Source organism: Streptomyces sp. NPDC058683 (genome assembly GCF_042716195.1).
Taxonomy (GTDB): Bacteria; Actinomycetota; Actinomycetes; order Streptomycetales; family Streptomycetaceae; genus Streptomyces.
The window spans coordinates 105,060-129,458 of record NZ_JBHXSK010000033.1; the positions used below are offsets into that span (position 1 = coordinate 105,060).

Sequence of the window (24,399 nt, forward strand, 5' to 3'; positions counted from 1 at the left end):
TCCTACAAGTCCAGCGACAGCTCATTAACTTGCTTGTCGCGAGCGGACCCGAGACCGCGATGAGCGCCGGCGCGCCGGTCTCCGTCCTCCACTACTTCGCCGACCTGCGCGCCGCGGTCGCCATGATCTTTCGGTCCTGGCCCGTCGCCCGCGAGTACGTCAGCACACCCTGCCTGGCCGACGCCCTCGATGCGGAGTACGCCTCCCGCGCCGCGCAGGCCGAGCCGCTGCTCAACACCCCGGGCAAGAAGAAGACCTCCAAGCCTTACACCGTGCCGCCGACAGAGTGCCTCGCCATCGGCGCGGCACTCGACATCGCGACGAACCTGCTCGACGCACACGATCCGGGAGACGCCCGGAGTCGGTTGGCACCGCTCGTTCAACGGCTGAGGGAGGTGGACCTCGCACTGAGCACCTGGCTTCGCCGCCCGTCTTGGATCTCGGTCTCGCTGAGGCAAGCGGTCATGGATCTTCCGATGGGCAGAAGGGGCGCAGCATGATCGCTCAACTCGTGACGCACCACGCTGGGCTCATCGGCTGCGGCTTTCCCAGGTGCATGGCCTGACTATCCCCTCCCACGACCGGGAGAAGGTCGTGGGATTCGGGAGTGGCAGAGCCACATCGCCCGCATTTCCGCCTGGGCGGAGGGAAAGATCATGGCCGCGAATCTGTCATCGGATCCGGTTCGCGGGTGACGGTACTGGGTGTTGGTCGCCGGTGCCGGTCCAGTAGCCAAGGGCCAGCCAGAGTTCGTAGTGCAGGAGCCACGCTGAGGTCCACGGCAAGATCGTGTCCGCGAGGAACATGTGGTCCTTCCACTCCCCGGGCAAATGCAGACATAGGTCGCCGTCGGGGTAGACGTGCGGTAGGGCGGTGGCGTCCGGATGCAGTGCAAGGGGTGGGTCGGTGACGGTGACTCGTGGCCTGCGCCGATGGCGGTAGACGATCCGAACTCTGTAGCTCCTACTCATAGGGGTCGGTTGAAGGGTGACCGTGCAGAGGAGTTCACCGCCCCGCACGGTCCCTTGGGTGTCGGGGACGACGGCCTTGATCGCGGCCAGCTGGCGGCCGAGGTTAACCGCGCGCGCCGGGATGCTGGCCATAGTTGGTGTTCGGCTTCCTGCGGGGACCTGTGGCGGTCGCGGAGAGCAGCCCGGTGGCAGTCATTCGCTGGCCGGTGGGGGCTTTCATGCGGGCGCCGTAGCTCGCGAAGGAGTGCATCACGGGGCCGGGCGCGAAGGACTTGATGAGCTGGGAGTAGACCACGTGCAGGCCCTTGGACTCCGTCAGTGCCAGGTTGTCCATGATCGTGGTGATCTCGCCGAACCAAGTGAGGAAGGCCTGGCGCCGCTCAGGGTATTCGTTCCACTTGTCGGTGAAGTTTTCCTCCTCGTGGGCAGGGTTGGGAACCCACCATTGACCGTCGCGCTTCTCGATGAAGTGAGGCATGGCGGCGAGTACGTTGCGTACGGCGGTGAACAGGTCGTCCTCGCCGCGGTAGGCGCGGCCGGCGAGCGTGGTCAGGAGGATGGACGGCGGTCGGTTGTCGGTGTCCTCAGCGAAGAAGAGCATGCAGTGCCACTTGAGGATCTGTACGAGTCGCTGCAGGGTGCTGCGGATGTGGTGTTCGGGGACCTTCGCGACGCTGGCGACGAGCCGCTTTTCGAGGAGGGCGCGGGAGAGTTCCGAGCGGGCGTGGAACCAGTCCGCGTAGCCGAGGGGATTGCTGTGCTGCCACTTGTGGAGCTTCTTGTCCGTCAGGAGGATTCCGGTGGGCGGGTGTTCCTCGTCGGGGATGGCGGGCAGGACGTCGAGGTGGAAGCCGGGGTACCCGAGGGTCCAGCAGCGGCGGCGGGCTTCGAGGCTTTCGGGGCCGTCGGTGTGGCCTTGGCGCTGCTTCCAGCGCCGGTAGGCCACCAGTTGGTCACCGACTCGCTGCTTGAGTTCCTCTTTCGTCGTGCTGTCCCGCTGCAGAGGGAGTCGACAGACGAGGTCGATGTCGTACTCGCCGGTCTCGGTGTTGGGGCGGACCACGGTGCCGAGGAGGAAGGAGCCCTGGGAGTGGATCTCCCATCCGGGGCTGCCGTTCTCGGCGAGCCAGGTTCCGACTTCTCCGTACCGCTCGATGGCGGTGTCGTGGAGGTCAGGGGCGATGTCGAGGACTTCCACGGCGCCGTCGAGCAGCATGGAAAGCATCTGCTCGGCGGAGTCGGTGTTGTCCTGCGTCTGGTGGTACGCGTTCACGTCATTCCTTACGAGCAGAGTGGAGAGGGACGAAAGCCGGCGCGAGGTGATCGCAGAAAGTGCGGTGGACGGCCGGGGAGACGTCGCGGCTGACATGTCCGGCCCATCCCGAGAGGGTTGTGGTGTCCACGTCGTCCAGAGCGAGGGCGCCGGTGGGGACCGTCGGGTTGAGACGGAGCACGTCGTCTTTGCCGACGAAGTGGCGTACCTGCTTCGCGGCGCTCTCGCTCTGCGCCCGCATGAGGACCTCGACCGCGTCGCGGGCCCAGGGCAGCAGACCGCCGCGGTCGAGACGGCGGTGGCGGTGGCGGACGTCGGTCGTGGTCCCGAGGCTGAACACCCGGATCGTGTCGAGGGGCACAGACAGGGGGCCCACGGCCTCGGTCAGCGCGACCATGGCTGGGTTGTTCGCCCAGACGCCGCCGTCGACGAGCCGTGCTCCATCCAGAGGCATCCCGGGCAGGTAGGTCGGCGCGGCAGAGGTGGCCAACGCGACGTTGACGGCCTTCTCGCGCCAGTCGCGCTTGAGACCGTGCAGATGCGGGGTCCGGAAGAGGTAGACGTCGTCGGCGGCGACGTTGTAGGAGGTGATGACCAGGCGTTTGGTGCTCTCTCCGAAGGTCCGTTCGCCGAAGACTTCGGTGAGGGCTGCGCGCAGCGGCTCCGCGCTGTACTTCGCGCGCATCAGGTGCTTCAGGCCCCGCAGGCGGCTACGGTCCCGGAAGATGCGCGGCCCATGATCGGTGTAGAACTCCAGGATCTGCTGCGGAGACAGCCCGAGTCCTAGGCCCAGCGCGATGATTCCCCCTGTCGAGGTGCCAGCGATCAGGTCGAAGTGGTCGGCGATGCGGACACCGAGATCCTCTTCGAGGCGAGCCAGGACCGCGGCGGAGAACATGCCGCGGAAGCCGCCGCCGTCGAGGGCCAATATCTGGAAACGCTCCGTCACTTCAACTGCCCCCGCGCCATGGGTTCGAGGAAGCTCCGTCTGTCGCAGCCGGATCTCCACTATCGAGAGTACTTATTATCACGGCATGCGTTTCCGTGCGTGTTTCCACGCAGAAGTCGTAAGGTTGGTGTTGGCCACGCACCCTGGAGCGTGCGTGGTTTCTGTGTTCCGTCAAGATGTGGAGATCAAAGTCAGGCAGGCCAGGCAAGGGGAAAGATGAGCACGCAGGCGTTCGAGCGCTCTCGGCTGCGGACCGCCCGCGAACTGGCAGGGTTGAGCCAGACGCAGCTCGCCCGCGCGAGCGGGCTCACTCCTGCCGCGATCAGCCAGTTTGAGAGCGGCGCGGCACGACCCAGCCCGGATACGAGCAGTGTCATGGCCTCGGTACTTGGGGTGCCCCAGGAGTTCTTCCACGAAGCGATGGTCGAAAGCCATGAGGGCTTCTTCCGGTCGCTGCGCCGGACCTCGGTGTCCGACCGCCGCCGTGCGCGGGCCATCGCTCACGTGGCTCACGACCTGGCCGTCCATGCCTCATCTGCGCAGCGGTTCTGCGCCGGCGACGTGCCGATGCTCCCCGTGAGCGGACTGCAGGCGGAACGGGCGGAGGTCGAAGAGGTTGCGGCTCAGGTACGGAAGATGTGGGGATTGCCTTCCGGACCGGTCTCCGACGTCGTTGGACTTCTTGAGGCGCGTGGTATCGCGGTGATCCGTCTCCCCCTCGACAACACGGATGTAGACGCCTTCTCCCTCCCTTTTCCTGACCACCCGGTTGTCGTCCTGGGTACCGACAAGGACGACCGAGCCCGGTCCCGCTTCGACAGCGCACACGAACTCGCCCATCTAGTGCTGCACGGCGAGCAGATCTGGGGCGTAAAGGAGGTCGAGACCCAGGCCCACCAGTTCGCGGCGGCCTTCCTTATGCCCGCCGAAGACATCCACGACCAATTGCCGACCACTGTCGACTGGCCAGCCCTCTTCGCGCTCAAACGGCAGTGGCAGGTGTCCCTGGCCGCTCTGCTCATGCGCGCCCGGACCCTTGGGCGCATGAATGAGAACACCTATCTAACCGCCATCAAGGCGGCGTCTGCCCGGGGATGGCGCCGCGTTGAACCGGTCCCTCTTGGTCGGCCAGAGCAGCCGACAAGGCTCCTCGCTTACCTTGCCTCTGCCGACAGCGCCCCGGCGCGGGCCATCCTGCCGTCCCAGATCGTGGAAAGCCTCCAGACCGCGTCAGCGGCATGACCCCACCGGCTCGTACGCGCAAGATGTCTGTACGCAGCCCCGCAACGCTGTCCCCACGTAAGGGGGGCGTCGAACTTCGCGGGCTGGCGCGCTGCCCGTTAATGCACCTCTGGCCGCGCTGTCCGCATGAGTCCAAGCACCGGCCGGACCCCGCTTCTCACGAGGGCCGGGCCCAGCCGTCTCCCCTACGCCGAGGACCGGGTGCGGCGGTGCGCGATCTCGCGATGGCCCACCGCTGGACGCGGCCGGCGCCCGTCGAGGCGGCGGCCGCCCTCGGCTTCGAGCTGCCGAGCTGACCGTCCCCGCGTAATCTTGTTCCCTCACTCTGGGAGGGCCATTGAGCAAGGTCGTCTTCGTGCACGGCGTCGGCAAGCAGTACCTGAGCGAGGACTCCTTGGCACGGGACGTCGTTCCCGAACTCCAGGGTGGCACACGCCTGGCGGGCGGCCCGGTGCCCTCGTCCGACGACGTGGGGGTGGCCTTCTACGGTGATCTGTTCCGGCCACGCGGCACCCGCGCGGGGGCCGAACCCCCGTACGACGAGGGCGATGTCGACAACGACGCGGAGTTCGCCCTCCTGATGGAGTGGTGGGCCGAGGCGGCGCGCACCGACCCCTCGGTCCCGGATCCGGCAGCCACCGGTACGCGGGGCCCCGTGGGCTGGACCGCCTCCCGGGCCCTGCGGCTCAACGCCGTGCGAGCAGCCCTGGACGCCCTCACGGGCGCCCAGTACCTGCGCGGGGTCCTTGACCGCGCGCTGATCGGCAGCCTCAAGCAGATGACCGGCTACTTCGGCGACGAGGAGATCCGGCGTGCGGCGCAGGACCGGCTGGCCGCGCGGATCACCCCGAGGACACGGGTCGTCGTGGCCCATTCGCTCGGGTCGGTCATTGCCTACGAGACGCTCTGCGACCCGCGGCGCAACGGCGACTGGGACATCCGCATGCTCGTCACCCTGGGATCGCCGCTGGGCATGCGCGCCCTCGTCCTCGACCGGCTCGAACCGGCGCCCGAGAACCGCCGGGCCGTGTGGCCGAAGCCGGTGCGGGCGTGGACCAACATCGCCGACGACACCGACATCGTCGCCGTCGTACGCGAACTCGGCCCGGCCTTCGGCGACGGCGTGCGGGACGTGGCGGTGAACAACGGCAGCCACATGCACGACGCCACGCGGTACCTGACCGCCGTCGAGACGGGGCAGGCCATCTTGACGGGCCTGCTGCCGGGGGCCGGGGCCGTCTGATGCTGTACCTCGTCGCGGCGGGCACCCGTCACTACCGGGAAGCCCCCGAACTCCCCCTGGCCCACGAGGACGTCGACCGGGCGACCGATGTGTTCGTGTCGATGGGCTACGAGCGTGTCCTGACGGCCGTCTCCTACGACCCGGACTGCGAGTCCTTCGAGAACGCCCTGGCCGACTGGTGCCATACCCCCGGACTGACCGCTGAGGACGTCGTGGTCGTGTACTACGCCGGGCACGGGGACCGCTCCCCGGCCGGCCAGTACCGTCTGGCCTGCGCTGACAGCGAGCCGGGGCGACCACGCTCGTGGCTGTCACTGCCCAACCTGGCCGAAATCCTGGCCACGTCACCGGTCCGCAACGTCCTGTTCGTGGTGGACGCCTGTCACGCGGCGGCAGCCACGGCGGAGATCGGCACCGTCACCAACACCATCGTGGCCGGCCGAGGACGCGGCGACGGATTCGGCGCGGGCACCTGGCTGCTGGCCTCCGCCCGGCATCGCGATCTGGCGGTGGACGGCGCCTTCGTGACCGAACTGGCCAAGGCATGCCATCAGGGCGACGGGCCGTCACAGCGGTACCTGGCGCCGAGCACGCTCGCCGAGCGGGTCAATCGTTCCCTCACGGCGGCGGGACTGGCCCAGCGGGCCGCGTGCTCGTCCGTCGACCAGTCCGAGCGCCCCCCGTTCTTCGTGAACCCCTCCTTCGACCCGCGCGCCGAGGTCACGGGCGACGGGCGCACGGTCTCCGACGCCTCCGACCTCTCCTCGCACTTCGAGCCGCGCGGCCGTGGTGTGGAGCATGTGCACGACCCCGGTTCGTACTTCACCGGACGTGAGCGGGCCCTGCGGGCGGCACGCGCCCATCTGGACGGCGACGGGCAGGGGCGGGCCCTGGTCGTCACCGCCGACCCCGGCTCGGGCAAGTCCGCGGTCCTGGGCCGGCTGGTGCTGGAGGGCTGTGCCGACGCCTCCGTCAACGCGCACCACCAGACGCTGGAGGCCCTGGTGCAACGCATCGCCGCCGCGGCGGACGTCCGGGCGGGCACGCCGGTAGCCCTGTTCACCGCCCTCGTGGACCGGGAACGCCCCTTCCGGATCGTCGTCGACTCGCTCGACGAGGCAGGCTCGGCGGGCGACAAGGCCGAGGCCCGCCGCATCGCGTGGGAACTGCTGCGCCCGCTCGCGGCGGTGACGGGTGTCCGGCTCGTGGTCGGCTCACGTCGCGAGCTGTTGCCTCATCTCGGGGGCCACGTGCCGGTGATCGACCTCGACGACGGCGAGTACGCGCAGGACACGGAGCCGGCCGAATACGTGGCGAAGATCCTCTGCGACGAGGGGGCACCGTACGAACACCGGCCGGACGTGGCCCGCCAGGTCGGCCGCGAGGTGGCCCGCCGGGCCGGGAGGTGTTTCCTGGTTGCTCGGATGACGGCGAGCGCGCTGCTGCGCGGCCCAGTCGTCGACACCACCGTGCCGGGCTGGGCGGAGCAACTGCCCTCGGACGTGGGAGGCGCCTTCGAGGCGTATCTCCAGCGACTGCCGCAGGAGCGGCACGCCAAGACCATGGCCCTGCTCACCGCGCTGGCCTTCGGAGAGGGCAACGGCCTGCCGCGCCGGCTCTGGGTGCAGGTGGCGACGCGGCTCTCGGGCATCCCGCTCGTCCAGGCGGACGTCGACCTGCTGCTGGACGAGGACGGCTCCTACCTGGCGCACGCCGAAGTGGACGGCACGAAGTACTTCCGGCTGTACCACCAGGAACTGACGGACCATCTGAAGTGTCGGGTGCTCAAGCACCGGGATCTGACGGATCTTCAGGAGTGCTTCGTGGCAACCCTGCTGGAGGTCGTGCCCGACCGGGACTGGTCGCACGCACATCCGTACGTCCGCACCCACCTGTCGACGCATGCCGCAGCTTCGGGAGAGCTGGACGACCTCATCGAGGACGCTTCGTTCGTCGTCCACGCCGACCCGGCAACGCTGCTGTCGGCGGTGCGGCGAGCACTGCACCGTCCCACGCTCGCCCTCGCCGTCGAGCGCTACGCCTACCTCGTCGCCAACACCGGCTCCGCCCGGGTCGACAAGCCGGCGCTGCTGGCTTTCGTGGCGGGGACACACGGGGAGCACGCGCTGTCAGGGCAGGCTCAGAACCTGTCGGCCGTGCTGGAGCGCGTGTGGGTGGAGCCACGGGAGATCACCCCGCATCGCGTGGTGGGCCGGCACGACGGGGACGCCTATGCGATCCACTCGTACAACCCTGCGTGGCAGATCGAGGACCTCGTCCTGCCGGACGGTGGCCACGTCGTACTCGCGGCGCCTCCGTCAGCCTCCCACGTGCACGTGTGGCGGCTCGACGACCCGTCACAGTCGACCCTGCTACCGCATCCCGCCGACGTCGCGGGACTCGCTCTGCTCATTGACGGTGCGGGCCCGGCGCAGGCAGTAACCCTCGACGCCAGGGGGGACATCCGAATCTGGAACGTCGCCGACCAGACACTGCTCCACACCGCCCCCAGTGGGGCAACGCTGCTGTTCGACGCAGGGTTCCGCGACGACGGCACGCCCGTGGTCGTGTGCGGGGACACCGAACAGGTCCGCGTGTACACGCTGCCCCTGCTGGAACCACTGGTCCAGGTGGCCTGCGAGACACCCGCGAATGACGATATCGACGCGCCCCACGCATCCGCCTGCCTCGCCCGCGACGCCGACGGCCGCGTCCGGCTCCTGCTGTGCGACGGGGTGCGCGGTCGTGTCACCCTGCACTCCCTCGACGCGGAGGGTGACGTCGACGTCCTGCTCGACGACTGCGTCCGCCCCTTCCTGGCCGACCGCATCCACGGCGGCCGGGGCACCGTCGCCGCGGTGTGCGAGCCACGCACCCGGGTGACACTGATCGAGACGGGATCAAGGCGGATGGTGGCCTTGCCGTTCAACGGTTTCGTCTGGCAGGAGAGCGGCTTCGCCCTGGGCAGCGAGGACGACCCCGTGTTCGTGACGCAGGACCACAACGATCTGCTCATCGCGCGTCTCGACGGCCCCGCGCAGCGCGTCGCGGCCCGGGGTAAGGGCGCGGGCCATGTGGGTTTCCTGGCGCCCGTGCTGCTGCAGGACGGTCTGTACGCCGCGACGGTCGGCTTCGGAAGCCAGCTCAGCGTGGTCAGCTGCACGACCGCGGACGCTGTGGGTTCGCCGCTGTGGGGACACGAGAGCGCAGTCTGCGCCCTCCGACTGCTGCCCGCCCCCGGTGAACCGGGACCCGACATCCTGGCGGTGGGCAACGACGGGACAGCACGACTGTGGCGGTGGGCCGACCACGCCAGGCCGGGCGACCCCCGGTCCGCCCCGTCGGAGCTGTCCGCTCTGGAGATCGACTCACTCATCGCCTGGCCCGAGGACTCCACCAGCGTCATGGCCGTCTCCGGCCGCATCGTCCGGCGCGTTGCCCCCGCCCCCGAGCCGGCCCCCGGCACCACGTTCGACCTGGTCGAGGAGCTGCTCGTCGGCTCGGTCTCCGAACAGGAGCGGGCTGTGGACCCGGACGGCTCGCTTCAGCTCCTGATCTGGGACTACAAGAGCCACGTGAAGCCGGACGCCCACTCCGACCTGCCCGGGTGGTCTGGGCCCGTGCCGTACTCCCAAGCGGTCTGGCACCGCATCGCCCCGGGCGGACTCGCCGAGCACACGAACCTGACCTGGCTGGAAGGGGAGGCCCATCTCGGTGTTCAGGCCCACCTGTTGCCACCGACGTCAAGCCATCCGCACACCCGACTGCTGGGCCTGGACGCGATCCGCGGTCGGGTGAAACTCCTCGACGCCCCGCACTCGACTCTCGAGTGGACCAACCTTCCCTGGCCGGTCGATCCAAGCAACGACTGGGTCTGCTCGGCAGCCTTCACCACCCTGGCAGAAACCACCGTGCTGCTGACAGGCACCCGCCCGCTCTGGCGCTGGGAAAGCAGCGTGGCGGGCCGATACGACCGCTCGGCCGAAGGCGAGGCACCGCGCACCGGCGTCACGAAAGGCCAGCTGTGGGACATCTCGGCGGACACGCCCGACAGGGGCACGTCGCTGGAACTCCTCGGCGACGTCTGCCTCCTCCTGCCGCACCACACCAAAGCCGGGACTCGCTGGATGGCCCAACAGGGACGGGAGGGCACGACGGAAGTCATCGATCTGTCGACGGACAGCCGGTACCGGGTCCGGCCGAGCCGGCCGGTGGCCGAACCCCGTTCGGCCACCGGCCATCGGATGATCTCCGAAGTCGACGTCTTCCTGCGCTGGACCGAGTTGTCCGACGGAGGCGCCGTCCTGCTCCTCCTGGACCCCGATGCCTGCGACGACGCCCATGCGGCCCCGGTCACCGTCTGGGATTCTGCCGCCCCCGACACCCCACGTCAGCTGGGTGTACCGGCCTGCCGGTTGCTGTGTACGGGACGGGTCCCGGCCGGCGACACGCTGGTCGCGGTGAGCGACGAACAGGGCGTGGCACTGTGCCATCTACCGAGTGGCGAGAAGGTGTGGTCGGCGCCCCTGCCGGCGCTCGTCACCTCCCTCGCCGCCCTGCCCGCGAGCCCCGTCCTCGACCTCGCCGTCGGCACCCAGCAGGGGGTGGTGTTCCTGCGCCCCCGGCTGTCCCGGGCCTGGCGGGAGCGGCTCGGTTACGGGTGACCGGACTTGTCGGGGCGGCAGCCCGAAGTCCGAAGAGGCGTCGGACTTCGGGCTGCAGAAGGTCAATGGAGCCGTGGCGCTGCACCGCGTACTGCCGCTGGTGGTCGAGGTGGTTCGCAGCAGTGGCGGGAGGCTGGGCCAGCCCGAGGGGTATGCCGAGGTGATGAGCGAGCCAGCGTGCAATCCGCTCGGGTGCCGACTTCTGGCGCGTCGGCTCGGTCGCCTCGGGATTCAGCAGTGACGCCGGCCGTAGGCGTCTCAGCCTCCTCATTCAGAGCCGTCTGCCCTCCCCTGCGGAGACCATTCAGCTCTGACCAGGAAAGCCCAACGCTAGGTGCAGGGGTCCACTCGGAGTGGACCCCTGCACCCATGCTCGCTTGCGGACCCTGACCGGCGGTGAGACCGCACGACAATTGTCCTGCAAATGCGACACCTATCGTGCTCAGTCACAGGGCCGTTCGGATATGGCGCGACACACTTTTGCAAGCGGGTGCTTGCAATTGTTAGCGGGGGTGGGGCAAGGTGGACGTATGGCATCGCTCAACGTCGGCAATCTCGGTGAGTACCTGCGCGAACAGCGGCGCAACGCGCAACTGTCGCTCAGGCAGCTCGCCGACGCCGCCGGGGTGTCCAATCCGTACCTGAGCCAGATCGAGCGCGGGCTGCGCAAGCCGAGCGCGGAGGTGCTCCAGCAGGTCGCCAAGGCCCTGCGGATCTCCGCCGAGACGCTGTACGTCCGCGCCGGCATCCTCGACGCCGAGCGGGATCTGAACGAGGTGGAGACCCGTGCGGTCATCCTCGCCGACCCCACCCTCGACGAGCGGCAGAAGCAGGTGCTGCTCCAGATCTACGAGTCGTTCCGGAAAGAGAACGGCTTCGGGTCGGGCGAGGAGAGCGCGCGTGCCGCCGGCAGCGAGGCCGACGGTGTGCAGGGCGACGGCAGCGAAGCCGGCAGTGACATAGGCAGTGACGCCGACAGCGACACCGGCAGTGATGCCGGCAGCGACACCGATCCACGGCGGACGGCCGGATGAGCCGGCCAAGCGCGCCGACCGCCGCGCCGCGGACCACAAAACCCTCAGCCGAAACCGAATCCGGGAGGACCATCACCATGGCCATCACCGACGATCTGCGCAAGACCCTCAGCGACCCGACCCCGTTCTACTTCGCCGCCGGCACCGCCGACCTCGCCCTCCAGCAGGCCAAGAAGGTCCCCGGCCTGGTCGAGCAGCTGCGCGCCGAGGCCCCGGCCCGCATCGAGGCCGTCCGCAACGCGGACCCGAAGGCCGTGCAGGAGAAGGCCGCCACCCGCGCCAAGGAGGCCGGTGCCAAGGCCAAGGAGGCGCAGGCCAGCCTCCAGGCCAGGGTCAACGACTTCATCGTCTCCCTCGACGGCGACCTCAAGAAGCTCGGCGAGTCCGCCCAGGACTTCGCGCTGCGCCAGGTCGGCGTGGCCGCCGAGTACGCCGTCAAGGCCCGCGAGACCTACGAGAAGGTCGCCGAGCACGGTGAGCAGGCCGTGAAGACCTGGCGCGGCGAGGCCGCCGACGAGATCGAGGACCTGGCCATCGCCGTCGAGGGCAAGCCCGAGCCGGTCGAGGTCAAGGCCGACGAGAAGAAGGCGGAGCAGCCGAAGGTCGCCGTGGCCAAGCCGGCCGCGGTGAAGAAGGCCCCGACGGTCACCGCCAACGCCAAGAAGGCCCCGGCGCCCCGCAAGGCCGCTCCGGCCAAGAAGACCACCCCGCCGGCCAAGTAACCGGCAGGGCGACGGGACGCACGGGCCGGGCACTCCTCGGGTGTCCGGCCCGTTATCGGTGTAGCGGGCCGGGCCCAGCGGGTACGGTGGCCGCGTAGGAACAAGCCGAAACGGGTGGTGGACGTTGTGCTGATGCAGGGCTTCTCAAGTTTTCTGGGGCTGCTCTACCTCGCCATGCTGGTCCTTGCCGTGGTGGCGCTGGTCATGGCCGCGCTCTTCCGGGACGACGCCTACCGGGCCGCCAGCAAGCAGAACAAGGGCTTCTGGCTGATCATCCTCGGCATCACGGTCGCGGTGAACCTGCTGGTGCCCATGCTCTTCCTGCAGCTGGCGGGCCTGGTCGCCACGATCGTCTTCTTCGTCGACGTCCGCCCGGCCCTCAGGCAGGTCTCCGGCGGCGGCTTCGGCCGCCGAGGCGGCGGCAGCAGCAGCGACGGCCCGTACGGCCCGTACAACGGCGGTCGCTGACCTTCGCGGAGGGTGCGTCGCGGCAGACCGTCCGACGGTCTACGGCCGCACCCCCCCACGGCGAGCGCCGATCGAGCGCCGATCAAGCCTGCCGGTCCAGCAGCACCAGGGCGACGTCGTCGGTCAGCTCGCCCCCGTTCATCTCCCGCACCTCGTTCACCGCCGCCCGCAGCAACGCCTCCCCGCTGAGCCCCTCGCCCAGCTGGCGGCGGACCATCTCGACCATCCCGTCCTGACCGAGCCGCTCCCCGCCCGAGCCCACGCGGCCCTCGATCAGCCCGTCGGTGTAGAGCATCAGGCTCCACTCGGCGCCCAGCTCCACCTGCATCCGCGGCCACCGAGCCCCTCGCAGCAGCCCCAGCGCCGGACCGTTGTTGTCGTACGGCAGCAGCTCCGCCGGCCGTCCGGGCCGGGCGACCAGCGGGGCCGGGTGACCGGCCAGGCACAGCCCGGCCCGGCGCCCGTCCGGCGCGATGTCGACCGTGCAGAGCGTCGCGAAGATCTCCTCGTCGGAGCGCTCGTGCTCCAGCACCTCCTGGAGCGTGCCCAGCAGCTCGTCGCCGCACAGTCCCGCCAGGGTCAGCGCGCGCCAGGCGATCCGCAGCTCCACACCGAGCGCGGCCTCGTCCGGGCCGTGCCCGCAGACGTCACCGATCATCGCGTGCACGGTCCCGTCGGGCGTGCGCACGGTGTCGTAGAAGTCACCGCCGAGCAGCGCGCGCGAGCGGCCGGGGCGGTAGCGGGCGGCGAACCGCAGCGAGGAGCCGTCCAGGAGCGGCGTGGGCAGCAGGCCCCGCTCCAGGCGACGGTTCTCCTGCGCCCGCATCCGTCCCTCCGCGAGCTTGCGCTCGACGGTGAGGGAACGTTTGCGCTCGACGGCGTACCGGATGGCGCGGCTCAGCAGCCGGCCGTCCAGCTCGTCCCGGAAGAGGTAGTCCTGCGCGCCGACGCGCACGGCCTCGGTGCCGCGCTCGGCGTCACCGGAGGCGGTGAGTGCGAGCACGGCGTGCCGGGGCGCGAGCTTGAGCACGTGCTTGAGCACGGCGAGCTCGTCGGCGTCGTCGTCGGCGCGGCCCGGCGCCGGCAGTGCCAGGTCCAGCAGGATGCAGTGGACGTCGTCGGTCAGCAGCCGCTCGGCCTCGGTGAGGTTGCGGGCGGTACGGACGCGGATCGAGTTGCCGGACGCGTCCCGCAACTCGGGCAGCACCGGCGAACCGGCCGGATCGTCCTCGATCAGCAGCAGGGTGAGAGTGGTGCCGCCGCTGTTCGGGGCGACGGCTTCCGTGCGGTTGGCCTCTTCCTTGAGGGGGCCGCCGCCCTGTGCGGGTATGGCGACCGGCGCCTGACCACTCTCCACGGCCGGGATCGCTCTCTGCCGCGGTACGGGTACGGGCATCGTGTTGGGTTCCTTCCCTCCCCCCGAGGGCATGGCGGGGCGAGGGACCTCGACCCACCCGACGGGGACCATAGCGGTACTGGCCACCGCAACGGAATGGTGTGAGCCGCGTCGCTCTGTCTCAAGCCTTTGGCATATGCCGCGTGCCGTAACGCAGTTGGACAAGAAGGCCACCCGGCGGGGATGACGAAGGTCACGTGGTGCCCGGGTTTCCAAGGGTGTTGGCGTGCACTGGGTCACATGGCGCAGCTCACGAAAGGGACATCACGCCCAAAGGGAATGCTCATAGGGAACGCACAGTAGGAACGCCCCCAGGGACGGTCAGGCGTCCGGCCGTACCACCCCGAGGATCGGCATCGTCCCGGCGCCGCCGACCGACACCGTCCGCCCCGGACGCGGGGCTTGGATGATCGCGCCGTCACCGACGTACATCGCGACATGGCTGGCGTCGTCGAAGTAGATGATCAGGTCGCCGGGGCGCATGTCCTTGACGTCGACGTGCTTGAGCTGCTTCCACTGCTCCTGCGAGGTGCGCGGGATCGGCTGCCCGGCGCTCGCCCAGGCCTGCGAGGTCAGCCCGGAGCAGTCGTACGAGTCCGGGCCCTCGGCGCCCCATACGTACGGCTTGCCCATCTGGGCGGTGGCGAACGCGACCGCCTTCCTGCCCGCCGCGGACGCCTTGCTGTGGACCTCGTCGAGTATCCCGGTGTCCAGCCAGGCGGTCTGCGCCTTGTAGGCGGCCTCCCGCTCCAGCTCGGCGAGCCGCGCCTTCTGCTCCTTCTCCAGCGTGGACTGGAGCTTCTCGGCGGCGGCGATCCGCTGCGTGATCTTCTTCTTCGCGGCGGCCTTCGCCTTGCGCCCCGCCTCCAGCCTGTTCCACTGGTCGGCCGCGTCCGCCGCGTACTGCTTCAAGTCCTGCTGGGTCTGGGTCAGTTCCCTGATCAGGCCCTTGGTGGCCCGCTCGCCCTGGAGCACCCGCCCGGCCCCGTCCAGGAACTGCGAGGGGTTGTCGCTCAGCAGCAGCTTGGCGCTGTCGGGCAACCCGCCGGTGCGGTACTGGGCGGCCGCCGCCCGGCCCGCCCGCGCCTTCAACCCGTCGAGCTTCTGCTGCCCCTTGACGATCTTCTTGGCCAGGTCGACGATCTCGGCGGACTGCTTCCCGGCGGCTTCCTCGGCGGCGTTGTAGGCGTCGGTGGCGACGGCCGCGTCGTGGTAGAGATCGTCCAGTTTCTGCTGTACGGCCTCAAGGTCCTTGTCGGGCGGGAGAGTCACGGAGGCGCTGGGGGAACCGCTCGGGGAGGGGGTGGGGCTCGGTGCCGCGAACGCCGTGCCGGGTGCGGCCAGTACGGTCACCGCGCAGACCACGGTCACGGCAGCTGCCAGGATCCCGCGACGCCCACCCGCCCGGACGCCGTACTTGTCCGGTCCCATGACCCGACCCCCCAAAAACTGATTAACCGTCAGTAACTTCCAACACGTGGAGGATCGTGCCATGTCACGCCGCAAACCGACAGAGGTAGTGACAGGTGGGTTCCTCCCCGGTTTCCCCCCGGGCATGACGATCTCCCCGCCTTTGTGACGAACGCCTCACCGAGATCGTTCCCGGCATCCGCCGGCGTCATTCCGAGGGCGCCAACGCCCCCCACGCCACGGTCACTTCCCCCTGCCGCCAGCGCACCACCGAGTCCGTCACCGGCCAGTCGCCGGTCAGATCCCGCACCGCCCGGATCCACCGCTGCCGGGCGCCGTACGACGCATAGGGCGCGGCGGCCGCCCAGGCGCGGTCGAAGTCCCGCAGGAACGCGTGCACCGGCTCGCCCGGCACATTGCGGTGGATCAGCGCCTTCGGCAGCCGCTCGGCGAGGTCCGACGGCCGTTCCAGGGAGCCGAGCCGGGTCGCGAAGGTCACCGTCCGGGGCCCCTCGGGCCCGAGCGCGACCCACACATGGCGCCGCCCGATCTCGTCACAGGTCCCCTCGACCAGCAGCCCGCCCGGCGCGAGCCGCGCACACAGCCGTGCCCAGACGGCGGCGACCTCGCTCTCGTCGTACTGCCGCAGCACGTTGGCGGCGCGCACGAGCAACGGCCGCCCGGGGACCGGGATCTCGAACCCGCCGTGCCGGAAGACCAGCCCGTCCCGCTCGTACGGCTTCGCGGCGGCGACCCGGTCGGGCTCGATCTCGATCCCGACGACCCGCGCGCGCGGGGCGACGGTACGCAGCCGCCCGAGCAACTCGACGGCGGTCCAGGGGGCGGCGCCGTACCCGAGGTCCACGGCCACGGGGTCGACGGCGCGACGCAACGCGGCCCCATGGGTGGCGGCGATCCACCGGTCCATACGGCGCAGCCGATTGGGGTTCGTGGTCCCGCGCGTCACCGTCCCCACGATGGGGGTCCCCCCGCTCGAGCGAAGCCGAGAGTGGGGGAGGGAGGCGGCGCGGGCATTCATGCGTACGAGAGTAAAGCGCCCCGTAAGGGGCGCGGGGCTGTGGCGATATGCGGCTCCGCCGCGTGGGCGCGCCCAGCCCCCACCGGCCCGCACACATCCACAACCACCCCACGCATCCCATCATCGAACGGTTGAGCGATCACGGGCAATGTATAGGCAAAATCGGCTACCTCGGAATGGGAGTCCACCCCCTCCGCGTTGCAGTTCCTCGGAGGGTCCCCACACCCTCCGACAGGCATGCCCGTAACTAGGAGGAACGCCACGTGAGCCAGTACGTCAGCAGGCTCGGGCGTCGCTCTCCGGCGGCCCCCTCACGGCTTCGGCTGCACCGCAGGCCCCGCCGCGTCGCCATGCTCTCCGTGCACACCTCACCGCTCCACCAGCCCGGCACCGGCGACGCCGGCGGCATGAACGTCTACATCGTCGAGCTCGCGCAGCGCCTCGCCGCGATCAACATCGAGGTCGAGATCTTCACCCGGGCCACCTCCGGCGGCCTCCCGCCGACCGTCGAACTCGCCCCCGGCGTCCTCGTCCGGCACGTCGACGCCGGCCCCTACGAGGGCCTCGCCAAGGAGGACCTCCCGGCCCAGCTGTGCGCCTTCACGCACGGGGTGATGCAGGCCTGGGCCGGCCACCGTCCCGGCTACTACGACCTCGTCCACTCGCACTACTGGCTCTCCGGCCACGTCGGCTGGCTCGCCGCCCAGCGCTGGGGCGTCCCCCTGGTGCACGCGATGCACACCATGGCCAAGGTCAAGAACGCCAGCCTGGCCGACGGCGATACCCCCGAGCCCGCCGCCCGCGTGATCGGCGAGACCCAGATCGTGTCCGCGGCCGACCGCCTGATCGCCAACACCTCCGAAGAGGCCGACGAACTCGTACGCCACTACTGCGCCGACCCCGCCAAGGTCGCCGTCGTCCACCCGGGCGTGAACCTGGAACGCTTCCGCCCCGCCGACGGCCGCGCCGCCGCCCGCGCCCGCCTGGACCTCCCACAGGACGCGCTGATCCCGCTCTTCGCGGGCCGTATCCAGCCTCTGAAGGCCCCCGACGTGCTGCTCAGGGCCGTGGCCGTGCTCCTCGACGAGCGGCCCGAGCTGCGCTCCCGGATCGTCGTACCGATCGTCGGCGGCCCCAGCGGCAGCGGCCTCGCCAAGCCGGAGGGGCTGCAGAAGCTGGCCGCGCGGCTCGGCGTCGCGGACGTCGTCCGCTTCCGGCCGCCGGTCGGCCAGGAGCAGCTGGCGGACTGGTTCCGGGCGGCCTCCGTGCTGGTCATGCCGTCCTACAGCGAGTCCTTCGGCCTGGTGGCGATAGAGGCGCAGGCGGCCGGCACCCCCGTCCTCGCCGCCTCGGTCGGCGGGCTGCCGGTGGCCGTGCGGGACGGCGAGACCGGCTTCCTGGTGCGCGGTCACGATCCCGCCGACTACGCGCGCGTGCTGTGCCGTTTCGCCGACGATCCCTCCCTGGCGGACCGTTTCGGCAACGCCGCCGCCCGGCACGCCCAGTCGTTCGGCTGGGACACCTCGGCCGCCGCCACCGCCGACGTCTACATGGCCGCGACCCAGTCCCACCGCCGTCGCGTACGCTCGGCCCATGGGTGATGTGGACAAGGCCGCACAGGTCATCGAGGGGGTCCTGAAGGACGCCGAACTGGAGTGGGAGAGCCCCGGGCCCGGCAACTACGTCGTACAGCTCCCCGGTACCCGCAAGCTGAAGACGACCGTCTCCCTCCTGGCCGGCCGCCACTCCCTCTCCCTGAACGCCTTCGTCATCCGGCACCCCGACGAGAACGAACCGGCCGTCCACCGCTGGCTCCTGGAGCGCAACCTCAAGCTGTACAGCGTGAGTTACGCCGTCGACCGGCTCGGCGACGTCTACGTCACCGCCAGGCTGCCGCTCGCCTCCGTCACCCCCGACGAGATCGACCGCCTGCTCGGCCAGGTCCTGGAGGCCGCGGACGGCGCCTTCAACACCCTCCTGGAGCTGGGCTTCGCCGCCGCCATCCGCAAGGAGTACGCGTGGCGGGTGTCCCGGGGCGAGTCGACGCGGAATCTGGACGCGTTCACGCACCTGATCGAACGCCCGGCTGACTGACTTCAGGTCCAGACCTGATTGACCCCTGCACGACTCTTTCGAGGTGACAGGGCGCCGTGGCATGCTCGCCGCCGACGCACATATGAACGTCGTTCACAACCATGAAAGCCGCCATGGGAATGGAAGGACGTACGGAATGAGCACCGCGCACCACGGCATGACGAGACGGAGCCTCCTCGCCGCCGCCACGGCGGTCGCCGCGACCGCCGTCACGGGCACCCCCGCCCGGGCATCAGCCGCATCGGCCGCATCAGCCGCATCAGCCGCATCAGCCGCTTCGGGCGGCGAAGTCCCGTCCCTCTGGCGGGAGTTCACCCGCACCCCCTTCACCCACCCGCAGATCCCGTACGTCGGCCGGGCCGGAGCGGCGCGGATCCGCCGCCTTCCCGTGGTCGCCGATGTCCGCGCGTACGGCGCGGTGGCCGACGGCGTCACCGACTGCGCCCCCGCGATCAACCGTGCCATCGCCGCTGCCGCCAGGGCCGGCGGTGGCACGGTCACCATCCCGCCCGGCACCTTCCGCATCGACGGCCTGATCCACCTCGCCTACGACCACGTGGTGCTGCGCGGCGCCGGCAGCGGCCGTACGACGCTGTACGCGACGAAGAACCTCACCGAGCTGATCGGCCCCTACGGCTCCCGGTACGGCGGCACGAAGTCGGCCTGGTCCTGGGCGGGCGGCCTGATCTGGCTGGCGCCCAAGGCCCGTTGGGACTCCCTGACCGCGGCGATCGAGGCGCAGGACTGGCCGTTCGAGGGCTGGACCGGCAACAAGCGGGACGAGTGGGAGCAGTTGACCTCCCTCGCCCCCGCCCGCCGGGGCGAGTGGACGGTCACCGTCACCGACCCGTCCCGGCTGCGCCCCGGCCGCCTGGTCCTCTTGCGCGTCTCCGACGACTCCGCCCACACCCTCCTCCAGCACATGTCGGGCGGCGGCCCGGGCCCGGCCGCGTACTACTGGGAGGACAAGACCAAGCTGCTGTCCTACGTCCCCTACGAATGGCCCGTCCGCGTCACCGCCGTACGAGGACACCGGGTGACGCTGGAGCGCCCGCTCCCGGTCGACCTGCGCCCCGAATGGAACCCGCAGCTCACCACCCACGTCCGTGAACTGACCGGATCCGGGGTCGAGGGACTCACCCTGGACGTGGTCGAGACCCCGCAGTCCCCGCACCTCCTCGACAAGGGCTACAACGGGGTCGTCCTGCAGTGCGCGTACGACTGCTGGGTGGACGACGTCACGGTCCGCAACGTCGACAACGGCTTCGGTCTGGTCGCCGCCTCCGCCTGCACCCTGCGCCGCACCCGGGTCGGCGGCCGGGGCGAGCACCACCCCTACTTCTGCCGCGAGGGCTCGCACGACAACCTGATCGAGGACTTCGCGGTCGAACAGCGCACGGTCCCGGCCCCCTCCGACACCCAGCTGCACGGCATCAACGTCGAGGGCCTGTCGTCGCACAACGTGTGGTCGCGCGGCGAGATGCAGATGGGCACCTTCGACTCCCACCGCGGCCTGCCCTTCGCCGACGTCCGCACCGACATCACGGTGAACAACAACGGCCGGCACGGCGGCGACGCCAACGCGGGGCCGCTGTTCGGGGCACGGTTCACGCACTGGAACGTCCGCGTGACCAACGGCCGCGCGGGCCTGGTGCGGCTTGACGGCCTCGCCCCCTGGTCCGCGACGGTCGGCCTGAACGAGGTGACCGACTTCGACCAGATCGACGTACCGGACTTCACCGGCGACCTGCACTCCCGCCTGGAGCTGTACGGCACGTGGGACGCGGTGCGGCCGCGGAACCTGTACGAGGCTCAGCGCGCGCTGGACCGGTAGCGCCCCGGGGTCACCCCGACCAGCTTCCTGAAGTGCCGGGTGAGATGGGCCTGGTCGTAGAAGCCGGTGGCGGTGGCCGTCTCGCCGGGCGGGACGCCGTCGAGCAGCAGCCGGCGGGCGCGGCCGACCCGGCGGGACATCAGGTACTGGTGCGGGGCGATGCCGTACGCGCCGCTGAACGCCCGTACCAGGTGGGCCGGGTGGGCGTGCAGCAGCCGCGCGGCCTCCGCCAGGGTGAGCCCCTCGCCGACCCGTTCGTCGAGGAGCTCGCGGAGGGCGCCGGCGAGGGCCGGATCGGGGGGCCTCGGTGCTGCCGTGAGCCGGGGGCTGAGCAGGCCGCGCAGCCGCTCGCCGATGAGGGTGAGCCGGCTCTCGGCCTCCAGTTCGTCGCCGGGGCGGGCGAGGGAGGCGTGCAGCCGGCCGACGCGGTGCCGCAGCAGCGGGTCGCGCAGGTCGGGCCCGTCGACGGCCGCGCCGATGAGCTCGTCCCCGAGGAGGGTGCCGTCCAGGTAGACCACGCGCTTGCGGAAGCCGTCCGCCGTGGCCGGGGAGCCGTTGTGCGGGACGTGCGGCGGCAGCAGGGAGACGGTGTCGTCCGGGGTGCCGTGCTCATGCCGTTCGAGGTCGTACCGTACGGCGCCGTCGTCCACGATGAGCAGCGTCCAGGCGTCATGGACGTGCATCGGATACGCGTACTCGGTGAAGTGCGCGTGGAAGACCTCGGTGACGCCCGGGACACGGGGGCGCCAGGCGGTGACTTCCTCCGTGAGGTGCTGCCGGGCGGCCATGCAAAGAACGTACAAGACGGAGCCGTACGACGATCGGCAGTCTCATGGCATGAGCACTGAACCCATCCCTTCGGACGCCCGCCCCGATGCCCGTTCCGACGTCCGCTTCGACACCAAGATCGCCGTGCTGCTGCGGGACGACCTGGAGCCCTGGCAGCGCCTCAATGTCACCGCGTTCCTGGTCAGCGGCCTGGGGGCGACGGTCCCCGAGGTGATCGGGGAGCCGTACGGGGACGCCGACGGGGTGGTGTACCTGCCGATGTTCCGGCAGCCGGTGCTGGTTTTCGAGGGCACGAAGGAGACGATGAAGGCGGCGCACGAGCGGGCGCTGAGCCGGGCGCTGCCCAGGGCCGTGTTCACCGCGGACCTGTTCGCCACCGGCAACGACCGCGACAACCGCGCGGCCGTCCGGGCGGTGCCGACGGCGGAGCTGGACCTGGTGGGGCTCGCGGTGTACGGGCCGCGGAACGGGGTGGACAAGGTGCTGAAGGGGGCGCGGATGCATCCGTGAGGCCGGATGCAGGCGCGGATGCGTGCGTGAGGCCCGGTGTATCCGTGGACGGCGGACTGGGCCGGTCGGAGGAATCACATGGCGTGACCGGGTGATCTGATCATCACACTCGCCCCATTTCCTGGCGAACGACGCATCTGACTGTCATGCGACTTATCAAATTCAGCAGCATGGCGGCGGTGGCGGCGGCGGTCGTCACGAGCGTGACGGGCGTGACGGGCGGACCGGCGACCGCCGTGGGCCAGGATGACGGGACTTCGGTTCCCTGTAGCACGACGGCGCTGACCACTGCCATCGACGCGGCGTCACCTGGCGAGACACTCTCCCTCGCGCCTGCCTGCACTTACCATCTGACCTCGGCCTTCACCAGCGGTGAGGGTCTGCCGACCATCGCCCAGCGCCTCACGATCCGGGGCAACGGCGCGACGATCGTCCGCGACGGGAACGGGACCGCCCAGTTCCGGATCTTCCATGTCGTCTCCGGCGGCAACCTCCGCCTGGAGGATCTCGCCGTCCGCGGCGGGAGCGTCAGCGGCGACGGCGGAGGCATTCTGGTGGACTCCGGCGGCAGGCTCACGCTGGTCGGTGTCGACGTGATCGACAACACCGCGTCGGGCAGCGGCGGCGGTGTGGCGGTGCCGGCGGGCGCCACGGCGGTCGTACGGCGTGGCTGGATCGCGTTCAACAACGCGCTCAACGGTGCCGGACTGTACAGCGGGGGAACGCTGAGCGTGGACGACTCCGAACTCAGCCGCAATCACGCCCGGAACATCGGCGGTGCTCTCGCCCGGGTCGCCGGCAACGCCTTCCTGCATGCGACCCTCGTCAGGCGCAACACGTCGGCCGTCGGCGGTGGCGGCGTCACCAACGGCGGGGCCGGATCGCTGGAGTTCAGCGACAGCAAGATCGCGAACAACACGACCAGCGGTACCGCGGGCGGCGGCATCCAGAACCTGTCGAACCTGAGGCTGGAGAAGACCGAGGTCAGCGGCAACGTCGTCGGAGGCACGGCGGGAGCCGGGGGCGGCATCTCCAACACCAGCGGCGCCGTGCTCGTCCTGAAGGGCAGCGAGGTGCTCCGCAACAGCGCGAACGGCAACAGCACCTCCCGGGCCGGCGGCATCTACAACAACGCCGGATCGGTCACCCTCGACCACACCCACGTCCGCAACAACGCCTCCACGGTGGCCCCCGGAGGCGTCTTCACGACCACCCAGTTCACGGTCATCGACTCGGACATCAGCCGCAACATCCCGACGAACTGCGCGGGAAGCACGGTCGTGGTGACGGGCTGCACGAACTGAGGTGGCCGGGCCTTGCGGTTCGGCCCCGTGGGCCGGGCGAGGACAGGGCGGGCGCGTGCCGGTCAGGCGCGCGCCTCTGCCTCTGCCTCGACCGTGTCCTTCGTGACCGGGGTGCGCTCGTCCGGCACACGCTCGTCCGGCAGCCGCCGCATGAGAACGCCGTACCCGAACGCCGCCGCCGTCCCCACGACCGCGCACACCCCCCACAGCCACCGCGCCCCGAACCGGTCGATGACGACACCGGACATCAGCGGCGCGATCAGCGCGGCCGCGGACCAGGACAGCGAGTACATGCCCTGATAGCGCCCCCGCCCGTGCACCGGCGAGAGCCGCACCACCAGCCCCGTCTGGGTCGGCGCGTTGACGATCTCGGCGAGCGTCCACACGCACACGGTGAGCGCGAAGACCCCGACGGACCCGGCGAAGGCGGTGAGTCCGAACCCGTACCCCGCGAGGAGGGAGGAGACGACGAGCAGCGACCGCGGGTCACGGTGCTCGATGACCCGCGTGACCGGAATCTGGAGTACGACGATCAGCACGCCGTTCACCGCGATGGCCGTGCCGTAGTCGGCGGGCGAGAACCCGGCCTGGCCCATCGCCACCGGCAGTCCGACGGACCCCTGCTGGAAGACCAGGGCGACGAGGAAGGACAGCCCGACGACGGCCATGTACCGCCCGTCACGCACCACGGTTTTGAGACTGACCGCGTCGTCCTTGGCGCCGCCCCCCTTGGCGCCGCCCCCCTTGGCGCCGCCCCCCTTGGCGCCGCCCTCCGCGGCGGCGAGCTCCGGCCGTGACTCGGGCAGCTTGGCGAAGACGAGGACGGCACAGACGGCGGTCATCCCTGCCTCGATCAGGAACCCGGCGCGATAGCTGACCTCGGCGATGAACCCGGCGCCCATGGACGAGACGGCGAACCCGAGATTGATGGCCCAGTAGTTCAGCGAGAAGGCCCGTACCCGGTCCTGCGGCCGCACGATGTCGGCCATCATCGCCTGCACGGCCGGCCGGGAGGCGTTGGAGGCCATGCCGACGAGGAAGGCGACGCCGGCGATGGCGACGGGGTCCTGCACGAACCCGAGCAGCGCGACGGCCGCCGCGGTCGAGCCCTGGGCGAGAAGCAGGGTCGGCCGGCGGCCCAGCCGGTCGGCCATCACCCCGCCGCCGAGGGCGGAGACCACCCCTCCCAGTCCGTGCAGGGAGGCGACAAGCCCGGCGTAGGAGGCGCTGTACCCCCGGTCCAGCGTCAGGTAGAGGGCCATGAACGTGGCGACGAAGGCGCCCAGCCGGTTGACGAGGGTGCTGGTCCACAGCCACCAGAACTCACGAGGCAGACCGGAGACGGTCTCCCGGACAGCGCGTCGCAGGGCGACGGACGGCATGGCTCCCCCAGGACAAGGTGTAAGTGACGCAAGGAACGATCGGACATTACTTTTGCCGCGCTCACCTGAGCCACT

Annotated in this window: 20 protein-coding genes; 12 read left to right on the forward strand and 8 right to left on the reverse strand. The window is 70.3% G+C overall.

From position 1 onward, the window contains the following. The first annotated feature begins 59 nt into the window (after positions 1 to 59). Complete coding sequence (locus tag ACFWXC_RS32365; protein WP_384484144.1) at positions 60 to 500, forward strand: hypothetical protein; 441 nt, start codon at positions 60 to 62, stop codon at positions 498 to 500. Positions 501 to 671: 171 nt separating this feature from the next. Here the strand turns inward: ACFWXC_RS32365 and ACFWXC_RS32370 are convergent, their stop codons facing one another. The 3 genes from ACFWXC_RS32370 to ACFWXC_RS32380 are packed head-to-tail and all read right to left on the reverse strand — an operon-like array spanning position 672 to position 3,253. After that, positions 672 to 1,103, reverse strand: coding sequence for a hypothetical protein (locus ACFWXC_RS32370; RefSeq protein ID WP_384484070.1), 432 nt, complete (start codon positions 1,101 to 1,103; stop codon positions 672 to 674). Then, positions 1,075 to 2,244, reverse strand: coding sequence for a cyclic GMP-AMP synthase DncV-like nucleotidyltransferase (locus ACFWXC_RS32375; RefSeq protein WP_384484072.1), 1,170 nt, complete (start codon positions 2,242 to 2,244; stop codon positions 1,075 to 1,077). The genes ACFWXC_RS32370 and ACFWXC_RS32375 overlap by 29 nt, the downstream gene beginning before the upstream one ends. Position 2,245: 1 nt before the next feature. After that, positions 2,246 to 3,253: a CBASS cGAMP-activated phospholipase gene (locus ACFWXC_RS32380; RefSeq protein WP_384484074.1), complete on the reverse strand. Its 1,008-nt coding sequence runs from the start codon at positions 3,251 to 3,253 to the stop codon at positions 2,246 to 2,248. A gap of 156 nt (positions 3,254 to 3,409) precedes the next feature. Between ACFWXC_RS32380 and ACFWXC_RS32385 the strand changes: the two genes are divergently transcribed. From ACFWXC_RS32385 to ACFWXC_RS32410, 6 genes are all read left to right on the forward strand, one after another. Beyond that, a complete protein-coding gene (locus tag ACFWXC_RS32385) occupies positions 3,410 to 4,435 on the forward strand; it encodes an ImmA/IrrE family metallo-endopeptidase (protein ID WP_384484076.1) in 1,026 nt (341 codons plus the stop codon). Positions 4,436 to 4,772: 337 nt separating this feature from the next. After that, positions 4,773 to 5,678: a hypothetical protein gene (locus ACFWXC_RS32390; protein ID WP_384484078.1), complete on the forward strand. Its 906-nt coding sequence runs from the start codon at positions 4,773 to 4,775 to the stop codon at positions 5,676 to 5,678. Continuing rightward, positions 5,678 to 10,342: a caspase family protein gene (locus ACFWXC_RS32395; RefSeq protein WP_384484080.1), complete on the forward strand. Its 4,665-nt coding sequence runs from the start codon at positions 5,678 to 5,680 to the stop codon at positions 10,340 to 10,342. The genes ACFWXC_RS32390 and ACFWXC_RS32395 overlap by 1 nt, the downstream gene beginning before the upstream one ends. Before the next feature lie 530 nt (positions 10,343 to 10,872). Beyond that, complete coding sequence (locus tag ACFWXC_RS32400) at positions 10,873 to 11,376, forward strand: helix-turn-helix domain-containing protein (protein ID WP_384484082.1); 504 nt, start codon at positions 10,873 to 10,875, stop codon at positions 11,374 to 11,376. A 77-nt stretch (positions 11,377 to 11,453) separates the two neighbouring features. Then, complete coding sequence (locus ACFWXC_RS32405; RefSeq protein ID WP_384484084.1) at positions 11,454 to 12,098, forward strand: hypothetical protein; 645 nt, start codon at positions 11,454 to 11,456, stop codon at positions 12,096 to 12,098. A 132-nt stretch (positions 12,099 to 12,230) separates the two neighbouring features. Beyond that, complete coding sequence (locus tag ACFWXC_RS32410; RefSeq protein WP_382534890.1) at positions 12,231 to 12,566, forward strand: DUF2516 family protein; 336 nt, start codon at positions 12,231 to 12,233, stop codon at positions 12,564 to 12,566. Positions 12,567 to 12,648: 82 nt separating this feature from the next. Here the strand turns inward: ACFWXC_RS32410 and ACFWXC_RS32415 are convergent, their stop codons facing one another. From ACFWXC_RS32415 to ACFWXC_RS32425, 3 genes are all read right to left on the reverse strand, one after another. Beyond that, the gene (locus ACFWXC_RS32415; RefSeq protein WP_384484086.1) at positions 12,649 to 13,962 is read right to left on the reverse strand and encodes a PP2C family protein-serine/threonine phosphatase; all 1,314 of its coding nucleotides are present in this window, start codon (positions 13,960 to 13,962) and stop codon (positions 12,649 to 12,651) included. Between the two features lie 321 nt (positions 13,963 to 14,283). Continuing rightward, complete coding sequence (locus tag ACFWXC_RS32420) at positions 14,284 to 15,393, reverse strand: C40 family peptidase (RefSeq protein WP_384484088.1); 1,110 nt, start codon at positions 15,391 to 15,393, stop codon at positions 14,284 to 14,286. Between the two features lie 187 nt (positions 15,394 to 15,580). Beyond that, entirely contained in the window at positions 15,581 to 16,411 is an 831-nt protein-coding gene (locus tag ACFWXC_RS32425) for a class I SAM-dependent methyltransferase (protein WP_384484090.1), read from the reverse strand. 263 nt (positions 16,412 to 16,674) lie between these two features. On the opposite strand from ACFWXC_RS32425, the gene mshA reads away from it, so the two are divergent. From mshA to ACFWXC_RS32440, 3 genes are all read left to right on the forward strand, one after another. Then, entirely contained in the window at positions 16,675 to 18,012 is a 1,338-nt protein-coding gene (gene mshA / locus ACFWXC_RS32430) for a D-inositol-3-phosphate glycosyltransferase (protein ID WP_384484092.1), read from the forward strand. Further along, entirely contained in the window at positions 18,005 to 18,505 is a 501-nt protein-coding gene (locus ACFWXC_RS32435) for a YbjN domain-containing protein (RefSeq protein ID WP_382534879.1), read from the forward strand. Before mshA ends, ACFWXC_RS32435 begins: the two co-directional genes overlap by 8 nt. 136 nt (positions 18,506 to 18,641) lie before the next feature. Beyond that, complete coding sequence (locus ACFWXC_RS32440) at positions 18,642 to 20,339, forward strand: glycosyl hydrolase family 28-related protein (protein WP_384484095.1); 1,698 nt, start codon at positions 18,642 to 18,644, stop codon at positions 20,337 to 20,339. Here the strand turns inward: ACFWXC_RS32440 and ACFWXC_RS32445 are convergent. Next, complete coding sequence (locus tag ACFWXC_RS32445; RefSeq protein WP_384484097.1) at positions 20,318 to 21,127, reverse strand: AraC family transcriptional regulator; 810 nt, start codon at positions 21,125 to 21,127, stop codon at positions 20,318 to 20,320. The two genes, ACFWXC_RS32440 and ACFWXC_RS32445, sit on opposite strands and share 22 nt — an antisense overlap. A 49-nt stretch (positions 21,128 to 21,176) precedes the next feature. On the opposite strand from ACFWXC_RS32445, the gene ACFWXC_RS32450 reads away from it, so the two are divergent. Further along, a complete protein-coding gene (locus tag ACFWXC_RS32450) occupies positions 21,177 to 21,638 on the forward strand; it encodes a DUF2000 family protein (protein ID WP_384484099.1) in 462 nt (153 codons plus the stop codon). Positions 21,639 to 21,784: 146 nt separating this feature from the next. Further along, positions 21,785 to 22,942 (forward strand): hypothetical protein, encoded by a 1,158-nt coding sequence (locus ACFWXC_RS32455; protein ID WP_384484101.1) that lies wholly within the window; start codon positions 21,785 to 21,787, stop codon positions 22,940 to 22,942. Positions 22,943 to 23,004: 62 nt separating this feature from the next. Here the strand turns inward: ACFWXC_RS32455 and ACFWXC_RS32460 are convergent, their stop codons facing one another. Continuing rightward, on the reverse strand, positions 23,005 to 24,324 hold the full coding sequence (locus ACFWXC_RS32460; protein ID WP_384484103.1) for an MDR family MFS transporter: 1,320 nt from the start codon (positions 24,322 to 24,324) through the stop codon (positions 23,005 to 23,007). Between the last annotated feature and the right edge of the window lie 75 nt (positions 24,325 to 24,399).